This window comes from Reyranella sp., from assembly GCF_050185545.1.
Taxonomy (GTDB): domain Bacteria; phylum Pseudomonadota; class Alphaproteobacteria; order Reyranellales; family Reyranellaceae; genus Reyranella.
In genome coordinates, this window is sequence record NZ_JBFWZI010000007.1 from 24,868 (window position 1) to 42,373 (window position 17,506).

18 protein-coding genes are annotated in these 17,506 nt (G+C 66.8%); 2 read left to right on the top strand and 16 right to left on the bottom strand.

Translation table 11 applies throughout. The features are described from left to right. Positions 1 to 64: 64 nt before the first annotated feature. The 15 genes from AB7O82_RS03255 to AB7O82_RS03325 all read right to left on the bottom strand — a co-directional run bounded on the left by AB7O82_RS03255 (position 65) and on the right by AB7O82_RS03325 (position 15,153). The gene (locus AB7O82_RS03255) at positions 65 to 1,198 is read right to left on the bottom strand and encodes a CaiB/BaiF CoA transferase family protein (protein WP_428539541.1); all 1,134 of its coding nucleotides are present in this window, start codon (positions 1,196 to 1,198) and stop codon (positions 65 to 67) included. Further along, on the bottom strand, positions 1,195 to 2,361 hold the full coding sequence (locus AB7O82_RS03260) for an acyl-CoA dehydrogenase family protein (protein ID WP_428539544.1): 1,167 nt from the start codon (positions 2,359 to 2,361) through the stop codon (positions 1,195 to 1,197). Before AB7O82_RS03260 ends, AB7O82_RS03255 begins: the two co-directional genes overlap by 4 nt. A 10-nt stretch (positions 2,362 to 2,371) precedes the next feature. Next, entirely contained in the window at positions 2,372 to 2,710 is a 339-nt protein-coding gene (locus tag AB7O82_RS03265; RefSeq protein WP_428539547.1) for a DUF7508 domain-containing protein, read from the bottom strand. 1 nt (position 2,711) lies between these two features. After that, positions 2,712 to 3,473, bottom strand: coding sequence for an enoyl-CoA hydratase/isomerase family protein (locus AB7O82_RS03270; RefSeq protein ID WP_428539550.1), 762 nt, complete (start codon positions 3,471 to 3,473; stop codon positions 2,712 to 2,714). A gap of 17 nt (positions 3,474 to 3,490) precedes the next feature. After that, positions 3,491 to 4,468, bottom strand: a complete 978-nt coding sequence (locus tag AB7O82_RS03275) for a Bug family tripartite tricarboxylate transporter substrate binding protein (protein ID WP_428539553.1) — start codon at positions 4,466 to 4,468, stop codon at positions 3,491 to 3,493. Positions 4,469 to 4,537: 69 nt separating this feature from the next. Further along, positions 4,538 to 5,494, bottom strand: coding sequence for a protein-methionine-sulfoxide reductase catalytic subunit MsrP (gene msrP, locus AB7O82_RS03280; RefSeq protein ID WP_428539556.1), 957 nt, complete (start codon positions 5,492 to 5,494; stop codon positions 4,538 to 4,540). A 72-nt stretch (positions 5,495 to 5,566) separates the two neighbouring features. Then, the gene (locus AB7O82_RS03285; RefSeq protein WP_428539559.1) at positions 5,567 to 6,082 is read right to left on the bottom strand and encodes a DUF962 domain-containing protein; all 516 of its coding nucleotides are present in this window, start codon (positions 6,080 to 6,082) and stop codon (positions 5,567 to 5,569) included. A 327-nt stretch (positions 6,083 to 6,409) separates the two neighbouring features. Then, complete coding sequence (locus AB7O82_RS03290) at positions 6,410 to 6,574, bottom strand: hypothetical protein (RefSeq protein ID WP_428539562.1); 165 nt, start codon at positions 6,572 to 6,574, stop codon at positions 6,410 to 6,412. A 147-nt stretch (positions 6,575 to 6,721) separates the two neighbouring features. After that, positions 6,722 to 6,844 (bottom strand): hypothetical protein, encoded by a 123-nt coding sequence (locus AB7O82_RS03295; RefSeq protein ID WP_395712547.1) that lies wholly within the window; start codon positions 6,842 to 6,844, stop codon positions 6,722 to 6,724. Between the two features lie 98 nt (positions 6,845 to 6,942). Beyond that, positions 6,943 to 9,018: an elongation factor G gene (locus AB7O82_RS03300; protein ID WP_428539566.1), complete on the bottom strand. Its 2,076-nt coding sequence runs from the start codon at positions 9,016 to 9,018 to the stop codon at positions 6,943 to 6,945. Positions 9,019 to 9,239: 221 nt separating this feature from the next. After that, positions 9,240 to 10,328 (bottom strand): LacI family DNA-binding transcriptional regulator, encoded by a 1,089-nt coding sequence (locus AB7O82_RS03305; RefSeq protein WP_428539569.1) that lies wholly within the window; start codon positions 10,326 to 10,328, stop codon positions 9,240 to 9,242. Between the two features lie 93 nt (positions 10,329 to 10,421). After that, a complete protein-coding gene (locus AB7O82_RS03310) occupies positions 10,422 to 11,624 on the bottom strand; it encodes a pyridoxal phosphate-dependent aminotransferase (protein WP_428539572.1) in 1,203 nt (400 codons plus the stop codon). Between the two features lie 322 nt (positions 11,625 to 11,946). Beyond that, the gene (locus AB7O82_RS03315; RefSeq protein WP_428618644.1) at positions 11,947 to 12,765 is read right to left on the bottom strand and encodes a transglutaminase family protein; all 819 of its coding nucleotides are present in this window, start codon (positions 12,763 to 12,765) and stop codon (positions 11,947 to 11,949) included. Positions 12,766 to 12,775: 10 nt separating this feature from the next. Beyond that, on the bottom strand, positions 12,776 to 13,711 hold the full coding sequence (locus tag AB7O82_RS03320) for an alpha-E domain-containing protein (RefSeq protein ID WP_428539578.1): 936 nt from the start codon (positions 13,709 to 13,711) through the stop codon (positions 12,776 to 12,778). Further along, complete coding sequence (locus tag AB7O82_RS03325; RefSeq protein WP_428539581.1) at positions 13,705 to 15,153, bottom strand: circularly permuted type 2 ATP-grasp protein; 1,449 nt, start codon at positions 15,151 to 15,153, stop codon at positions 13,705 to 13,707. Before AB7O82_RS03325 ends, AB7O82_RS03320 begins: the two co-directional genes overlap by 7 nt. 86 nt (positions 15,154 to 15,239) lie before the next feature. Here AB7O82_RS03325 and AB7O82_RS03330 point away from each other — a divergent pair, with 86 nt between their 5' ends. Both AB7O82_RS03330 and AB7O82_RS03335 read left to right on the top strand, forming a co-directional pair. Continuing rightward, positions 15,240 to 16,229, top strand: coding sequence for a zinc-dependent alcohol dehydrogenase family protein (locus AB7O82_RS03330; RefSeq protein ID WP_428539584.1), 990 nt, complete (start codon positions 15,240 to 15,242; stop codon positions 16,227 to 16,229). 16 nt (positions 16,230 to 16,245) lie between these two features. Continuing rightward, on the top strand, positions 16,246 to 16,626 hold the full coding sequence (locus tag AB7O82_RS03335; RefSeq protein ID WP_428539587.1) for a nuclear transport factor 2 family protein: 381 nt from the start codon (positions 16,246 to 16,248) through the stop codon (positions 16,624 to 16,626). Between the two features lie 212 nt (positions 16,627 to 16,838). Here the strand turns inward: AB7O82_RS03335 and AB7O82_RS03340 are convergent, their stop codons facing one another. Then, positions 16,839 to 17,384, bottom strand: a complete 546-nt coding sequence (locus tag AB7O82_RS03340; protein ID WP_428539590.1) for a peptidylprolyl isomerase — start codon at positions 17,382 to 17,384, stop codon at positions 16,839 to 16,841. Positions 17,385 to 17,506: the final 122 nt, after the last annotated feature.

Consider the following 17,506-nt stretch of genomic DNA (forward strand, 5'->3'; position numbering starts at 1 on the left):
ATGAATCATCATGATTCATGAACGGGCGAGACGCCCGCGGTCCGGAAGAGCATGATTCGATCTCTCAGACCTTGCCGTTGTCCTGTCCGATCTTCGGCGCGACCTCGGTTCCGCCGGCGCGCTCGCCGTCGAAGCTGATGGGCAGGCCGTGGAACAGCGCCGGGCTGCCGGCATAGGGCTGGGCGAACATGCCGAGGGCGGCCACCTGGGCGAGGTCGAGCACCTGCGGCACGGTGTTGAGCGGCCCGTTGGGCACGCCCAGCGCATCGAGTCGCTCGGACCAGTGGGCGCGAGTCTCCCTCTTCATGATGTCGGCGATCATGCCAAGCAGCAGCTCGCGATGCTGCATGCGCTCGACATTGGTCCTGAAGCGCGCCTCGTCCGGCCATTCCGGATGACCCAGCGCCTCGGCGAACTTGCGCCACAGGCGGTCGTTGCCTGGACAGATCATCAGCGGCCCGTCGCTGCACTCGAACGCCTGATAGGGCGTCAACGAGGGATGGCCGGTGCCCTGGCGCGGCGCCATCCTGCCGGTGACCGAGTAGGAGGCGACGTGGTTGGAGGCCCACATCAGCCCGCTCTCGAACAGCGAGGTGTTGACCAGGCTGCCTTGGCCCGTCGAGGCGCGGCGAGTGATGGCCGCGAGCACGCCGATCGCCGTCCACATGCCGGTCGACAGGTCGATGATCGAGACGCCGATGCGCGCTTCCGGCCCCGACGGGTCGCCGTTCAGCGAGATCAGGCCGGCGACGGCCTGGATGATCGGCTCGTAGCCCGGCCGCTCCTTCCACGGGCCGGTATGGCCGAACGCGCCGAGATCGGCGTAGATCAGCCGCGGAAAGCGTTTGGTAAGCGTGGGGCCGTCGATGCCGAACTTGCCCGGAACGTCGGCCCGGAGGTTGTGGACGAACACGTCGGCGGCGCCGATGCGCTCGATCAGCGCTTCGCGCTCGGCCTTGTCGGCAAGATCGCAGGTGATCGATCTCTTGCCGCGGTTGAGGGCGATGAAGCCCAGCGCGTCGCCCTCCAGAAAGGGCGGGCCCCATTTGCGCGCGTCGTCGCCCTCCGGCCGCTCGACCTTGATCACCTCGGCGCCGAGGAACGCGAGAATCTGTCCACAGTAGGGGCCGGCCAGGTTCTGCCCGAACTCGACGACCTTGATGCCCTCCAATGGACGGGAAGAGGGCGGTCGGGTCATCGCAAGTTGCTGCCGAGGATCTCGCGGGCGATGACCATGCGCTGCACCTCGCTCGGTCCCTCGCCGACACGGCGGATGCGCATCTCGCGGTACCAGCGTTCCAGCGGCAGGTCCTTGGTCATGCCCATGCCGCCATGGATCTGCATGGCACGGTCGACGACGCGACCGCCGCCTTCCGAGGCGGTAAGCTTGGCGATCGCCGCCTCGGTGCGGAAGGGCAGGCCGCGCCGCGCCTTCTCGGCGGCTTCCAGGGTGAAGTGGCGGGCGGTGCGGATGTCGATCTCGTTGTCGACCAGCATCCACTGGATGGCTTGGCGGTTGGCCAGCTTCTCGCCGAAGGTCGAGCGCATCTTCGCCCATTCGATCGCCATCTCGTGGGCGGCGATGGCGATGCCGATGCAGCCCGCGGCGTAGGGGATGCGCTGGCGCGTCAGGCGGTCGTTGGCGACGGCGAAGCCCTTGTTGACCTCGCCCAGGATCTGGTGATCGGACACCCAGCAGTCCTTGAACTCGAGCTCGGTGGCGTAGCTCGACGAGCGCAGCGTGTGGACGACGCGGCGTACGTGGAAGCCCGGCGTGTCGGCGTCGACGATGAAGCAGGTGATGCCGCCGCGGCCCTTCGAGGCGTCGGTGCGCGCGAACACGATGCCGTACTGCGCACGATCGGCGCCGGAGATGAAGATCTTGGCGCCGTTCAGCACCCAGCCATTGTCCTTGCGCTCGGCCCGCGTCTGGATCGCCCGCGCCGGATCGCTGCCGCCCGAGGGCTCGGTCAGGCCGAAGAACGGCTTCTTCTCGCCGCGCAGCGTCGGATAGAGATAGCGCTCCTTCTGGTCCTCGTTGGCCTCGAAGATCTGGGCGAGGCCAGCGCCGCCGAACGTGCCGTAGCACGGCACGTACAGGCCGGCGCGATGCTGCGCCATCTCGATCGCCAGCAGCACGCGCGTGACGATGTCGATGTCGGGACCGCCGAACTCCTTGGGAATATCGATGCCGAAGAGGCCCATGGCCTTGGTCTTCTCGACCAGCCGCGCGTGATCCTCGGTTGGCAGCTCGGCCGCGTCCGGGTCGAGCTTGGCCTCGAGCGGGATGATCTCCTCGCGCACGTACCTGCGGACCTGGTCGATCAGCATCTGCTGTTCTGAACTGGGCTCGAAATCCATGGACGCTTCCTCAGGCCGGGCTGAGCCGCCCCAGGGGCGGCGGATTCTTGGCGTTGTCGACGGGCAGGCCGCCGTGATCGGCCTTGTGCACCATCAGGAGCTCGAACCAGCGCGTGCGGTACTGCATGTTCACCTCGACGCGGAACTGGTATCCGTCGCCGCGCTCTTTCAGCTCGCGCTGCAGCTCGCTGCGCAGGCCGAAGGGCGAACGCGCCCCGGCCTGGCCGATGTAGAGGATCGTGCCGTGGGCGTCGGCCACCTGGTAGACGCCGAGCTGGCCGGGCAGGCGGGCGGCCTCCTGCGCCGTCAGCGGCCGCCACGGCTTGTCGAGGCGGAGCCGGATTGCCACGCTACTTGCCCTGGAACCTGGCCGTGCGCTTCTCCAGTCGGGCCTTCATGCCTTCCTGGGCGTCCTGGCTCTGCATCGCCGCCCGGACGAGCGCATCGATGTCGTCGTGCTTGATCGAATCGCGGAACTCGAGCTGGCGCACGGTGAGAGCCTTCATGGCCTTGAGCGACAACGGCGCGTTGGCCGCCAGCCGGTCGATCACCTTCTTCGCCTCGGCTTCGAGAGCATCGGCCGGCACGCAGCGCGCGATCAGGCCGAGCCCGTGCAGCTTGGTCGAGGGCAGGGGATCGCCGAGCAGCAGCATCTCGCGCGTCGTCACCGGGCCCAGCACCTCCATCAGCTTCTTCGCCAGGAACCAGTTGGGCGCGAGGCCGACCTGGGCGAGCGACATGCCGAAGCGCGCCTTGTCGCTGGCGACGACCAGGTCGCAATGCAGCGCCAGCTCGTTGCCGCCGGCGATGGCGTCGCCCTGCACGACGGCGACGACCGGCAATGGGCAGAGCTCGATGGCGCGCAGCATGACCTCGATGCCGCTCGCCTCGCCGGCGCCAGCCGACTTGCTGCGCTCGGCCATGTCGAGGCCGGCGCAGAACACGTTGCCCTTGCCGCGGATCACCACGACGCGGTCGTCGGCCGCGACCGGCGCCTGCAAGGCAGCGATCATCTCTTTCAGCAATTCGCTGTCGAGCGCATTGCGCTTCTCCGGCCGGTTCATCCAGACGGTCTTGATCGGGCCGTCCTTCTCGATGATGACTTTGCTCATGGCGTTCCCCCTTTACGCTATTCGGGCTCGATGCCGGCCGCCTTGATCGCCTTGCCCCACCATTCGGTCTCCGTCTTGACGTAGGCGGCGAAGGCGTCGAGGCCGAGCGGCGAAATTTCCATGCGCCCCTGTGTCATCGCCTTGCCCGTCGCCGGATCCTTGAGCGCCTCGGCGATGGCCTCGTAGAGGGCCTGCTGGATCGGCTTGGGCGTGGCTGCCGGTGCGAACACGGCGAGCCAATAGACCAGCGAGTACCCCGGCACCATCTCGGCGATGGCCGGCAGGTCGGGGGCGACCGTGGTCCGCTTCGTACCGGTGGTTCCGAGCCCACGCACCTTGCCAGCCGCGATCTGGGTCAGCGCCTGCGGCAGGTCGGGAAACATCACCTGGACCTGCCCCGAGACGACGTCGCCCAGCGCCTGCGGGCTTGCCTTGTAGGGCACGCGTTCGATCTTCACGCCAGCCATCTGATTGAACATCTCGGCCGACAGGCGCTGCGAGGCGCTCGCCTCGGCGTAGTTGAGCTTGCCGGGATTCTTCTTGGCGTAGTCGATCAGCTCGGCGACCGTCTTGGCCGGCACTTCGTTGTTGACCACCAGAGCATTGACGCCTGTGACGCAGCGCGCGATCGGCGCGAAATCCTTCGCCGGGTCGTAGCTGAGCTTCTTGAACAGGGCGGGGTTGGCGGCATTGGTCGTGTTGGTGCCCATCAGCAGCGTGTAGCCGTCGGCCGGCGCCGTCGCGACCGCCGAGGCGCCGAGCTGGCCGCTCGCGCCGGGCTTGTCGTCGATGACGACAGGCTGCTTCAGGATCTCCTGCAGCTTGGCGCCGAGGCCGCGCGCCGTCAGATCGGTGGCGCTGCCGGCAGCGAACGGCACGACGATCTTGATCGGCTTGCTCGGGAAAGCCTGGGCGGCGGCCGAAGACGGCCGAATGAACGGCGCCGCCGTCAGACCGGCGATGCCTGCCAGCGTCGCGCGGCGATTGATACTCACCAAAAATCCTCCCTGGGTCGGGTGATCGGCGCCCGTTGTAGCGCGGCCCGGCGCAGGGAGGCAAAGAGGCTACATGAAGAGCTTTTCCGCTTTGCGGTCGGTGTACAGCCCGGCGACGAACTCGGCGTAACCGTTGTAGAGCAGGGTAGGGATGCGCTGGTCGCTGCCCAACGGCTTCTCGGTCGCCTGGCTCCAGCGCGGATGCGGCACCTGCGGGTTCACGTTGGCCCAGAAGCCGTACTCGCTCGACTGCAGCTTCTCCCAGAACGAGACCGGCCGCTTGTCGGTGAAGTCGATGCTGACGATCGACTTCACGTTCTTGAAGCCGTACTTCCAGGGCGCGACGAGACGCAGCGGAGCGCCGTTCTGCTTGTGGATCGGCTTGCCGTAGAGGCCGGTGGCGATGAACGTCAGGTCGTGCATCGCTTCGTCCATCGCCAGGCCCTCGGTATAGGGCCAGGGATAAAGCAGGTCGCGCTGCTCGCGCATGACCGACGGCCTGGAGAGTGTCTTCATCACGACGAACTTGGCGCTGCCGGTAGGCTTGCACAGCTCGACCAGGGAACGCATGGCAAAGCCGCTCCACGGCACGATCATCGACCACGTCTCGACGCAGCGATGGCGATAGACGCGCTCCTCGAGCGGCATCTTGGCCAGCAGGTCGTCGATGCCGATCTCGAACGGCTTCTCGACCATGCCGCCCACCTTGATCGTCCACGGACGAACCTCGAGCTTCTGGGCGTCGCGCCAGATGCTTTTGTCGGTGCCGAATTCGTAGAAGTTGTTGTAGGTGGTGGCGCGCTTCTCGTCGGTCATCGGCGTGGGCACGCCGTACCTGTCGTTGCGCTTTGCCGGATAGAGGCGGGCCGACGGATCCTTGTCCTGGGCCGACGCGACGACGGGCAGGGCGAACGCCGCGGCGCCGAGACCCATGGCGCTCACCAATTCGCGGCGTCTCAGGTATAGCCCTTCCGGGGTCGCCCGATTTTCGCCCAGTTCCCAGCCTCGCCTGCGCCTGATCAGCATCGAAAAAGCTCCTTTGCCTCGACATAGGGCCGAAGGGCAGGGCGCGGCAAATCAACCCTGCTCACTCGGCCGTTACGTCCGGTTCATCGACGGGCCTTCGCCCATGGCCTCGGCGAGGTCGCTGCGCTGGCCCATCATCACCATGGTCTCGGCGACCAGGAACATCGGGCCGATGAAGGCCTGGAAGAGATTGTCGATCAGCGCCGGCCGCTTGCCCTCGTAGAAATGGCCGACGAACTGCAGCACCCAGCCACCGACGAACAGCACGAGGAAGGCCGTCCACACCGCCGGCGGAGACCCGAGCGCCGCGGCCAACGCCTCGGCGGCGTACCAGGCGACCACCATGATCAGGCCCATCACGATGCCGACACCGAGATCGAGCGCCAGCCAGCCCAGCACCGCGAGGAGCGAGACCAGAAGCGAGCCCGTCCATTCCCGCCCGAGGACCTCGAAGCGCCACAGCGACAGCGCCAGCATCAGCGAGAAGACGATGACCGGGATGCCCACGAAGTGGGTCGCCTTGTTGCGCCAATCGCGGTGCACCGCCGCGTAGCTCGCGAGCTGGCGGCGGAAAAGCTCGTTGGCCATTGCAGCCTCCTGATGGAGCAACGCTCCACAGGGTCACTATGATGCAGGCGCGGCGTCAGGAAAAGGCGCCCTCATTTTCCTCCTCAGCGCAGCTGGGGAGGTGTCGCCGTCATACGGCGACGGCGGGGTCGTGAATCATCCTCAAGTGGACCGCGGGCGTCTCGCCCGCTCATGATCAAGAGCATCATGAGCGGGCGAGACGCCCGCGGTCCGGAAGACCATGACCCCTTCGCCTGCCTGCGCGAAGCCGAAGCGGCTTCGCTTCGGCGAAGGCAGGTCCGCGAAGACGCGGACACCTCCCCGGCAGAGCCGGGGAGGAGAGCGGAATCACGCGCTGGTGCCGGTGACCTCCTGGATCTTCGGCCACATCTTCTCCTTCCAGCCGGCGTTGCCGGTGACGGCGAGGATGATCTTGTCGTTCTGGGCCAGGATGAAGCGCGGCGTGGCGTCGGGACGTGACTTGCCTTCGTCACTTGCCAGGAAAGCGGCCATCACCCATTTCGCGTCGGCGGGCCATGACTCTTCCTTTGTGATTAGGGACTGGTTGGCTGGGTAGACGACTTTGTAGTCGAGTTTGTTGATCGCATCGGACTTCAGGAAGACGGGCTCGGACTGGGCGCGCCAGATCTTGCAGCCGCCTCAAAGCTCGTGGCCGACGAACACCAGTGTCGGTTTGCCCGCCTGGGCCAGCGCGACACCAGTCAATGACGATGCGGCGACCGTCGCAAGGCCTCCCATCATCACGGATCGTCTGTTGAACATCTCCGTATGCTCCCGTGGATCCATTCCACGGGCGGAGTATGTCGGCAGGGAGGAGGGCGGTGAAGCTGGAGAGACCAGCCTCACCGCCTTGTGACCATCTATGCGGCCGCGCGTTTCTTGGTCTCCTCGACGATGCGCTCGGCAGTCCGCCCGACCAGCTCCTGCAGATGGTCGAACTCGGTGCGGAAGGTGCCGACGCCCTGGGTCACCGAACGGATCTCGACGATCATGTCGGCGATTTCGGCTTCCGGCATCAGGGCGGTGACCTCGTCCCAGCCGTTCCAGCCCGGCCGGGCGTCGAAGCCCAGGAGCTGGCCGCGCCGGCCGGAGATCAGGCGCTGGATGCGTGGCGTCGCCTCGCTGGGAGCCGAGACCGTGACCTTGAGAATGGGCTCGAGCAGGACTGGCCGGCACTTCGGCATCGCCTCGGTCATGGCGATTCGCGCCGCCATCTTGAACGACATTTCCGAGCTGTCGACGGCGTGGAACTGGCCGTCGAACAGCGTCACCTCGAGATCGACCACCGGCTGGCCCAGCGGGCCTTCCTTGAGGTAGTCGATCAGGCCTTCCTCGACCGCCGGAATGAAGTTGCGCGGCACCACGCCACCCACGATCTTGTCGACGAAGCGGAAGCCCGAGCCGCGCGGCAATGGCTTGACCTCGACCTTGATGTCGGCGAACTGGCCGTGGCCGCCGGTCTGGCGCTTGTAGCGGGCATGCTGCTGGGTGCCGCCCTGGATCGTTTCGCGGTAGGCGACCCGCGGCGTCGTCGTGTCGACCGCGACATTGTAGCGGCCCGCCAGCTTGTCGATTGCCACCTTGAGATGCATCTCGCCCTGACCCTTGATCAGGAGCTCGTGCGTCTCGGCGCGCGGCTCGAAGGAAAGCGACGGGTCCTCCTCGACGATCTTGTGCAAGGCACCAGACATCTTGACTTCGTCATTGCGGTTCTTGGCGACCATGGACAGCGCGAATACCGGAGCTTCGGCAGCCGGAAAATCCTCCGTCGCGGCGATGCCGGCTCCCGACAGGGTCTGGCCGGCGGCCAGGGCATCGACCTTGGCGAGCGCCACGATTTCGCCGGCGCGGGCCGTCGGTATCTTGTCGAGGCGCTGGCCGAACGGGCGCAGCAGGGTGCCGACGCGTTGACCGCCGACGGTCTGACCCTCGTTCAGGCTGCCCGACCAGACGCGGCAGAGCGACAGCTTGCCGGCATGGGCTTGGTGCAGAACCTTGAAGCACTCCACGGCCGGTCCACCGTCCGACGGCAGGAGGCGGCGCTGCGCCGTGACGTCGACAAAGGGCGTATCGTGGCGCAACGCCTTCAGCAGCCGCCGCACGCCGTTCTCGCGATCGCCGGCGCCCAGCAGCACGGGCGCGATCTGATCGGCGCCGAACTCGTCGTGCATGTCGCGGTAGATCAGCGACTTCTCCGGCGCGATATCCTCGATCAGCTGCTCGAGCAGCGTGTCGTCGAATTCCGAAAGCGCCTCGAGCATCTCGCGCCGAGCCTCGGTTTCGCGCGGCAGGATCTCGGCCGGCATCTCGATCAGGTCCGAGGCGCCGCTCGTCTTGTAGCGGTAGGCGCGCTCGCTCACCAGATCGACGTAACCGACCGTCTCGTCGCCGCCGTCGCCCGTCGGGCGCCGGATCGGGACCTGCCGCAGCACGAGCTTGCGCGCCGAAACCGCCTGCAGCGCCGCCAGCATGTCGCGCACGCGGACTTCCGCCGAGTCTATCTTGTTGACGAAGATCACGTGCGGGATGCGGCGATCCTCGATGTATTTCAGCAGCGGCGTCAGCGCCACGAGCCGATCGGGCGCGGGCTCGCAGACCAGCACCGCCGCGTCGCACACTGAGAGCGCCGCAAAAGCGTCATGCTGGAACTCGATCGACCCGGGAGCGTCGAGGAAAGTCCACTGGTCGCCCAGATACTCGACCGAGGCGACATTGATTTCGGTGCCCATGCCGCGCTTGCGCGATTCGGCGGCGCCGTCGCCGATCGAGGTGCCGGCGCGCGTCGAACCGCGCCGGCCGATGGCGCCCGTGGCATAGAGGATGCTTTCGAGGAGGCTGGTCTTGCCCGAGAGATACGGCCCGCACAACGCAACCACGCGGTGCGCGCCGCTGCCTGGTCTGCCTCCGGTGATCGGCTCGGATTTGATATCGTTCATGACAACGTCCTCCTTCGCGCGCGTGTGCCCGCGCCTGAAAGCTCCGGACGGTGGTCGCTACGGAACTGTCGGCCGGAGCGAAGCCTTGTCGCGGAAATCGTTTCATTCCCGTTACGGCGAGTCAATGCGGCGGCGCGCAATTGCTGCGCTGCGGCGGCTATGACCTCCCGTTCGAGGAATTCCAAGGTAACGGCCGGTTTCTTCCGTTGCCCGGATGGGCTCTAGGCCGACTGGCGTCGGACGAACTGTGTCGGAATGAGGTGGCATTGCGTCGACCCTGCGCTGCTCCGACCCGCTCCGAGAAGGGAGCAGACGGTGCGCGTCTGCGCGTCGACGTCGAGGAACACCGCCGTGATCGGCGGCCGCACGAAGCCACCGAGGCCCAGCCCGCCGAAGCCGATGAAGGCGATGTCGGCCGGGATCGACAGACCGCGGTCGGCCGCCGCCGCCATGCAGCCCAGCGCCAACTCGTCGCTTGCCGCCAGCACAGACCGGAACCGCAGACCACGGTCGAGCGCCTCGGATGTCGCGCGATACCCCGCATCGGCGCGAAACCCTTCCGAGATGTCCCACACCAGCGACGGGTCGACCGGTTGACCGTGCTCTCGAAGGGCGTGGCGATAGCCATCGAAGCGGGCGCGTCCGATCGCCGACGTGGAGACGCGGCCGACGAACGCTATCGGTGCGCTTTGCCTCGCCAACAGATGCGCGACCGCGATGCGTGCGCCGCCCGCATCGTCGTGCACCACCGAGGTTATTCCGAGAGCACTGAGATCCTGGCTGACGGAGAAAACCTCGATGCCGCGCTCGACGGATGTGCGGAGCGCCGGCAGCAGGGGCGTCATGTCCATGATGTGCGGCGAAGACAGCAACAGCCCGCGCAGGCCGAGCGAGGGTGCCCGCTCCAGGATGTCACGCAACCGGTCCTGGCGATGATCGAGATCGAAGAGCAGCAGGTCGAGGCCTTGCAATTCGAGCATGCGCTGCATGTTCTTGGCGAGCACAGCGTTGATGCCCTGTTGGATGTCGGCGATCACCAGCGCGAGGGAGCGACCGCGTCCTGCCCGCAGGGTGCGCGCCACCTCATTGGGTCGATAGCCCAGTTCCTCGATCGCGTCTAGGACGCGGACCCGGGTCTCGGCAGTGACCGGCACGCGGCCGCCCAGTACCCGCGATACTGTGGCCGGCGACACGCCCGCACGCCGGGCAACGGCCACCACGCTCACCATCGCCGCCTCGCCGTTTCGGTCAGCGCCGTCTTGGCTGACTTCCCCGACGAAATCGTGGTCGTGCGCCAGGATTGCTGTCAAGAAAAAGGTCCCCCGCCAGCGTCCGAACCGACGGGAGAGCCTGTCGTTCCTGGCGCCGCGAGGGACCTCTGATTGGCCCCGAGCGAGGTCGTATCAGGTCAGGGCGCCGCAGGCGCGCTGGATGCGGCGGCCGGCTTCCTCGAGAAGCTCGGTCGCGGTGGCATAGGAGATGCGGAACGCCGGACCCATGCCGAAGGCCGATCCCTGGACGACGGACAGTCCTTCGGACTCCAGCAGATAGCCCACGAAATCCGTGTCGTTCTCGATCTTCTTGCCGTCGGGCGTCGTCTTGCCGATCACGCCGGCGCACGACGGATAGACGTAGAAGGCGCCTTCCGGCCGGGCGCAGCGCAGGCCCTTGGCCTGGTTCAGCATCGAGACGATCAGGTCGCGGCGCTGCTTGAACACCGCGACGTTCTTCGGAATGAAGTCGGTCGGTCCGTTCAACGCCGCGACCGAGGCCGCCTGGCTGATCGAGCTGGCGTTGCTCGTGCTCTGTGACTGCACGGTGGTCATCGCCTCGATCAGCTTCTGCGGGCCGGCGGCGTAGCCGATGCGCCAGCCCGTCATGTTGTAGGCCTTGGACACGCCGTTCATGGTCAGCGTGCGGTCGTACAGCCTGGGCTCGACCTCGGCGGGCGTCGAGAAGACGAAGTCGTCGTAGACCAGCTTCTCGTACATGTCGTCGGTCAACACCCAAACGTGCGGATGGCGCAGCAGCACGTCGCACAGCGCGCGCAGGTCGGCGCGCGTATAGGCGGCGCCGGTCGGGTTGCTGGGCGAGTTCAGGATCAGCCACTTGGTCTTGAGCGTGATCGCCCGCTCGAGATCCTCGGGCTGCAGCTTGAAGCCCTTCGACTCGGGGCAGTCGACGATCACCGGCGTGCCGTCGCCGAACAGGACCATCTCCGGGTAGGATACCCAGTAGGGCGCCGGGATGATCACCTCGTCGCCCGGATTGAGGGTCGCCAGCATGGCGTTGAAGATGATCTGCTTGCCGCCCGAGGTGACGACGGTCTGGGCGGGCTTGTAGTCGAGGCCGTGGTCGCGCTTCATCTTGGCGCAGATCGCCTGGCGCAGGGCCGGCGTGCCGGGCACCGCGGTGTAGCGGGTGTCGTTCTCGCGGATCGCCTTGATCGCCGCCTCCTTGATGTGGTCGGGAGTCGGGAAATCGGGCTCGCCGGCGGCCAGGCCGATCACGTCCTTGCCCGCCGCTTTCATCTCCAGGAACTTGCCTTGCGCGGCATTGGTCGGAGAGGGCTTGATGCGGCTGAGACGGTCGGCAATGAAAGCCATAACGCGGCGCCTCCTTTCAGGCGTTTGAAAAGGCGCGCGAAAATACTGACGACGCGCGGGCTCTGCAAGGAAAGGGAACCGGGCGAGAGCTATTTCTAATACGCTCGTCCCGTACCGGCTCTAATCCTCCCCAACGAAGTTGGGGAGGTGCCGCCGGCATGCGGCGACGGCGGGGTCATGAAACATGCGGCCCGGGGGCGCCCCGCCCGATCATGAGGCGGTCGCTGCGCGGGCGGGACGCCCGCGGTCCAAGACTCTTGACCCCTCCGTCGCCACATGACGGCGACACCTCCCCGGCCAGAGCCGGAGAGGAGATGAGTTCTCAATCGATCACCTTGATCGTCGCATCCACCGTCATCGTCGCCTCGCCGAAACCGATGCGCCGGCCGCTCACCGGGGCGGCGTCGCGGTAGTCGAGACCGACCGCGACGCGAAGGCTGTCGCCACGCGGGCTGATGCCGTTGGCCGGGTCGAAGCCGACCCAGTCTAGGCCCGGGACCCAGGCTTCGGCCCACGAATGGCTGGTGCGTCCGACATGCAACTCGGGATCGTCGTTGCGCAGGTAGCCGCTGACGTAGCGCGCCGGCACGCCGAGGTGCCGGCAGCAGGCGATGAAGATGTGCGTCTCGTCCTGCGCCACGCCGACGCCGCGAGCCAACGCCTCGGTGGCGGTCGTGTCGACGGTCGAGGCGCCTGTGCCGTAGGTCATGCGCTTGCCGATGCGGCCCATCACCTCGTGCAGCACGGCGACGCGCTCCGCCGGGTCGGCAGCCCCCTCGCGCAGACCCTCGACCAGCGGGTCGAAGCTCGCATCCGGCGTGGCGAGCGGCGAATTGCGCAGCCAGAACGGCGCCGGCAGGGTCGGCACCTCGGCGTAGCGCAGCCAATGGTCGGCGCCGCTGTATTCGTAGACACCGTGGACCACGATCTCGACGGCATCGTGCTGCTGCGCCACCGAGAAGGTCGTCACCTGGTTGTTGTGGCCGTCGAGCCACTCCGAGCGCTTGCCCGGTCCCTCGATGCGCCACGACACGATGCGCTGCCCGGTCGCGGGCTTGGGGGTCAGGCGGACATCGTGGATGGAATGGCCGGACGGCTGGTCGAACTTGAAGCGGGTGGCATGGTGGACGGAGAGGCGCATGGGTGCTCGCTCAATCCAGCAGGAATTGCCGGCCGATCTCGTCGGACAGCGTGGCGATGTCGCTGCGCACGCCACCCAGGAACGACTTCAGGCCCTGGTCGAAAACCTTGTCGATGCGGGCATAGCGCAGCCGGGCGTGCAGCTCGCCGGCCAGCCGGTCGGCCTCGCCGCGGGTGCCGTAGACGTCGGCGAGCTCGCGCATGCTGATGTCGACCATCCACAGGCAATGGTGCACCGAGCGTGGCACGTCGCGGAGCAGCATCATCAGCTCGGCGACCTTCATCGGATGCAGCGCGCTGCGGTAGATGCGGCGGTACGTGCGCACCGCGCCAATGCAGGCCAGCACCTCCGACCAGGCGAAGTAGTCGAGGCCGCCTGCGTAGGGGTTGCCGTCGGGCCGTAGCACGTGGAACTTGACGTCGAGGATGCGCGCCGTGTTGTCGGCGCGCTCCAGAAAGGCGCCGAGCTGCAGGAAATTGTAGGCCTCGTCGCGCAGCAGCGTGACCTGTGCGGCGCCGAAGATCATCACCGCCTGGGTCCGCACCATCTCGATCAGGGCGCCGCGGTCGAGCAGGGCACGATCGCGGCGCAGGCGGGCATTGAGCTCGAGCCACAGGCCGTTGAGGCTCTCCCACACGTCGACCGTGATGTTGTTGCGCTCCTCGCGGGCATTGCGTCGTGCCGCATCGATCGAGCTCGCGATCGACGACGGGTTGTTCGGGTCGAGCACCAGGAAGTCGATCAGGTTGGCCAGCCGGCCGCCCGACTGCTGCTGGCTCTGGCGGAACTCGTCCTCCATACCGAAGATCGCCGCCACGCCGACGGCCTCCTCGCCACGCGACTGAAGGGCCATGCGCTGGGTCGCCTCGATCAGGCGGGCCGTCGACTTGGCTCGCTGCAGGTAGCGGCCCATCCAGTACAGGTTCTTGGCAGTGCTGCTCAGCATGGGACTTGCGCGCTCGCACCGGTGCGCGGCGCCAGCACCCAGGTGTCCTTGGTGCCGCCGCCCTGGCTCGAATTGACGACCAGCGAGCCCTCCTTCAGGGCGACGCGGGTCAAGCCGCCGGGGATGATGGTGATCTTGCGGCCCGACAGGACGAACGGGCGGAGGTCGACATGGCGCGGCGCCACGCCCTGGCTGACGAAAGTCGGGCAGGTCGACAGGGCGAGTGTCGGCTGGGCGATGTAGTTGTCGGGCCTGGCCTTCAGGACGGCCGCGAACTCCTCGATCTCGGCCCTGCTCGAGGTCGGGCCGACAAGCATGCCCTTGCCGCCGGAACCGTGGATCTCCTTGACCACCAGCTCGGAAAGCCGCTCGATGACGTACTTGTAGTCGTCGGCGCGATCGCAGCGCCAGGTCGGAACGTTGGCGAGGATCGGTTCCTCGCCGAGATAGAAGCGCACCATCTCCGGCACGTAGGTATAGGTCGATTTGTCGTCGGCCACGCCGTTGCCGAGCGCATTGACGATGTTGACCCGGCCGGCGCGAAGCGCGCCCAGCAGGCCGGCGACGCCGAGGAAAGAATCCGGCCTCATAGCCAGCGGATCGAGGAAGGCGTCGTCGACCCGCCGGTAGATCACGTCGACGCGCTGCGGCCCGCGCGGCGTGCGCATGTAGACGCGACCCTCGTCGACGAACAGGTCGGAGCCCTTGACCAGCTCGATGCCCATCTCGTCGGCCAGGTAGGCGTGCTCGAAATAGGCGCTGTTGTAATGGCCCGGCGTCAGCAGGACGACGTTGGGCTCGGCATCGTCGCTGAAGGATACGGAGCGCAGGGTCGCCAGCAGCTCCTCCGTATAGTCGGCGACCGGCAGCACTCCCATGGCGAAGAATAGCTCGGGCGCCAGCCGCATCATGACTTCGCGGTTCTCGAGCACGTAGGAGACGCCCGATGGCGTGCGCACATTGTCCTCGAGGACGTAGAACTCCTTCTCGCCCACGCGCACGAGGTCGATGCCGGCGATGTGGGCGTGCACGCCGCCCGGCAGCTCCAGCCCCTGCGCCATGGCGACGAACTCGGCATTCATCAGCACCTGCCGCTCGGGGATGATGCCGGCGCGGCAGATCTCGCGCTTGCCGTAGGCGTCGCTGAGAAATGCGTTCAAAGTGCGCACGCGCTGCACAAGCCCCTTGTGCAGGTGCTCCCATTCGTCCCACGCGATGACGCGCGGAATGATGTCGAACGGGATCGTCGTCTCGCTGCCGTCGACCGATCCGTAGGCGCCGAAGGTGATGCCGTGCCGGCGATAGAACTGGTCGACCTCGGCGCGCGTTGCCGCGACCTTCTCGGGCGTTGTGCGCGCCAGCCAGTCGGCAACCGCGCGATAGGGCGCGCGCACCGCATCGCTCGCGCCCGAGTTCATCTCGTCAAATGCCTTGGCCGCCATCCGGCATTTCACCCCCCCGTCGAATCAACATATAAGCAATCGATGGGCCAACAAAGGGCCGTCGGGACTGTTGCGGGAGGGGACCGGTGAAGCAGGTGCTGATCGAGCGCTACGGCACGCCGTGGGAAGTCGCGCGCTGCGCGGAGATGGCCGATGTCGGGGCGCCCGCCGCCGACGAGGTCGTGTTCGACGTCCTGGCCTTCCCCATCAATCCGGCGGACATGTGGTTCTGCCGCGGCAGCTACCGGCTGAAGCCGCCACTGCCGGCGACGCCGGGCGCCGAATGCGTCGGCCGGGTCACGGCCGTGGGGGGAGCCGTGTCGCACGTGAAGCCGGGCGACCTCGTCATCAATCTGCAACGCGAGAACTGGGCGCAGCGCCGCAAGGTGAAGGGCGACGATGCGATCCCCTTGCCGGCCGGCATCGATCTCAGGCAGGCGGCCATGGTGCGCATCAACCCGCCGACGGCGCAACTGATGCTCTCGGACTTCGTCGACCTCGCGCCCGGCGACTGGGTGATCCAGAACGTCGCCAATTCGGCGGTCGGCCGGCTGTTGATCGTGCTGGCGAAGCAGCGTGGCCTGCGCACCGTCAACATCGTGCGGCGGGCCGAGCTCGCCGGCGAGCTGAAGGCCCTGGGCGCCGATATCGTGGTGGTCGACGGCGACGACCTCGCCCAGCGCGTCGCCCAGGCCACCGGCGATGCCCGCATCACGCTGGGCATCGAGGCGATCGGCGGCGCTGCGACCGGTCGGCTGGTCGACTGCGTGGCGACCGACGGCACCGCGGTTCACTACGGCTCGATGAGCGGCGAGGACCCCAAGGTGACGCGCAACAACTTCATCTATCGCGGTGTCAGGCTCACCGGCTTCATGCTTGGCCGCTTCCTGGCGCGGCGCAGTGCGGAGCAGATACGCACGATCTATGCTGACCTGGCCAAGCAGGTCATGGCGGGAACATTGTCGGCCCCGGTCGACACGGTCTATCCGATAGAGAACATCAAGGATGCCCTGGCGCATGCCGACAAGGGTGGGCGCAACGGCAAGATTCTGGTCAGCCCGAACGGGGCGATTTGAGCGAGGAGGAGTGGCGATGGGTTCCGATGTCGCGGCAGTCGAGAAGGTCCTGCAGGTCTATTTCGACGGCCTCTACGAGGGTGACACCAAGAAGCTCGGCGAAGCGTTTCATGCGGCGTCGCATCTCTATGCAGCCGGCGGCGACGGCAAGGCCAGCGACTGGCCACGCGGCGAGTGGTTCAAGATGGTCGAAAGCCGCCCCTCGGGGAAAGCCAAGGGCAGCGCCCGCGCCGACCGCATCGTGTCGATCGATTTTTCCGGCCCCAACACGGCAATCGCCAAGGTCGAATGCCAGCTGCCGCCGCGCTACTTCACCGATTACCTGACCCTGCTGAAGGTCGACGGCCGCTGGCAGATCATCTCCAAGACATTCCATACCGTGACCAAGGAAGGGTGAATCATTTTTCCTCCCCCGTAATCGGGGGAGGCGCCCCGTCATACGGGGCAGAGGGGTCATAAATCATGCGGACCGCGGGCGTCCCGCCCGCTCATCATCATGAGATCACGAGCGGGCGGGACGCCCGCGGTCCGGAAGAGGCTTGACCCATCCGTCGGCGAAGACGCCGACACCTCCCCAGCGGAGCACCAGCTGAGCTGGGGAGGAGGGCTTTAATTCTTCGCGTCCGCCGCGACCTGGACCTTGATCATCTTGTCCTGTGGCGCTGGCACCGAGCCCGACTGGCCCTGGCCGCGCTTGATCTTGTCGACGAAGTCCATGCCGGACGTGACCTTGCCCCAGACCGTGTACTGGCCGTCGAGGAAGTTGGAGTCCTTGAAGACGATGAAGAACTGGCTGCGCGCGCTGTTGGGGTCGTTGGTGCGCGCCATCGAGACGGCGCCGCGGACGTGCGGCTCCTTGGAGAATTCGGCCTTCAGCGTTTCGCCCATGCCGCCCGAGCCGGTGCCCGTGGGGTCGCCGGTCTGTGCCATGAAGCCTTCGATGACGCGATGGAACACGACGCCGTCGTACTTGCCCTCGCGCGCCAGCTTCTTGATCTGCTTGACGTGATTGGGGGCGAGGTCGGGGCGCATCTCGATTACGACACGGCCGTCCTTGAGGTCGATGTAAAGCGTGTTTTCCTTGTCCATGGCGGCGGTCGCTCCTGCGAACATGAAAGAGATGGCGACGATCAACGGCGTCAGGGTAAGACGCATCTGGTGGTCCCTTTGCTGAACTGGCCGGATGCGGCCGGCGGGCGACCATACTGGCCGACCCCGGAAATACAAGCGCACCCGGGGCGCTTGTCACGGGAGGACAGGCAACAAGGGCCGGTGTC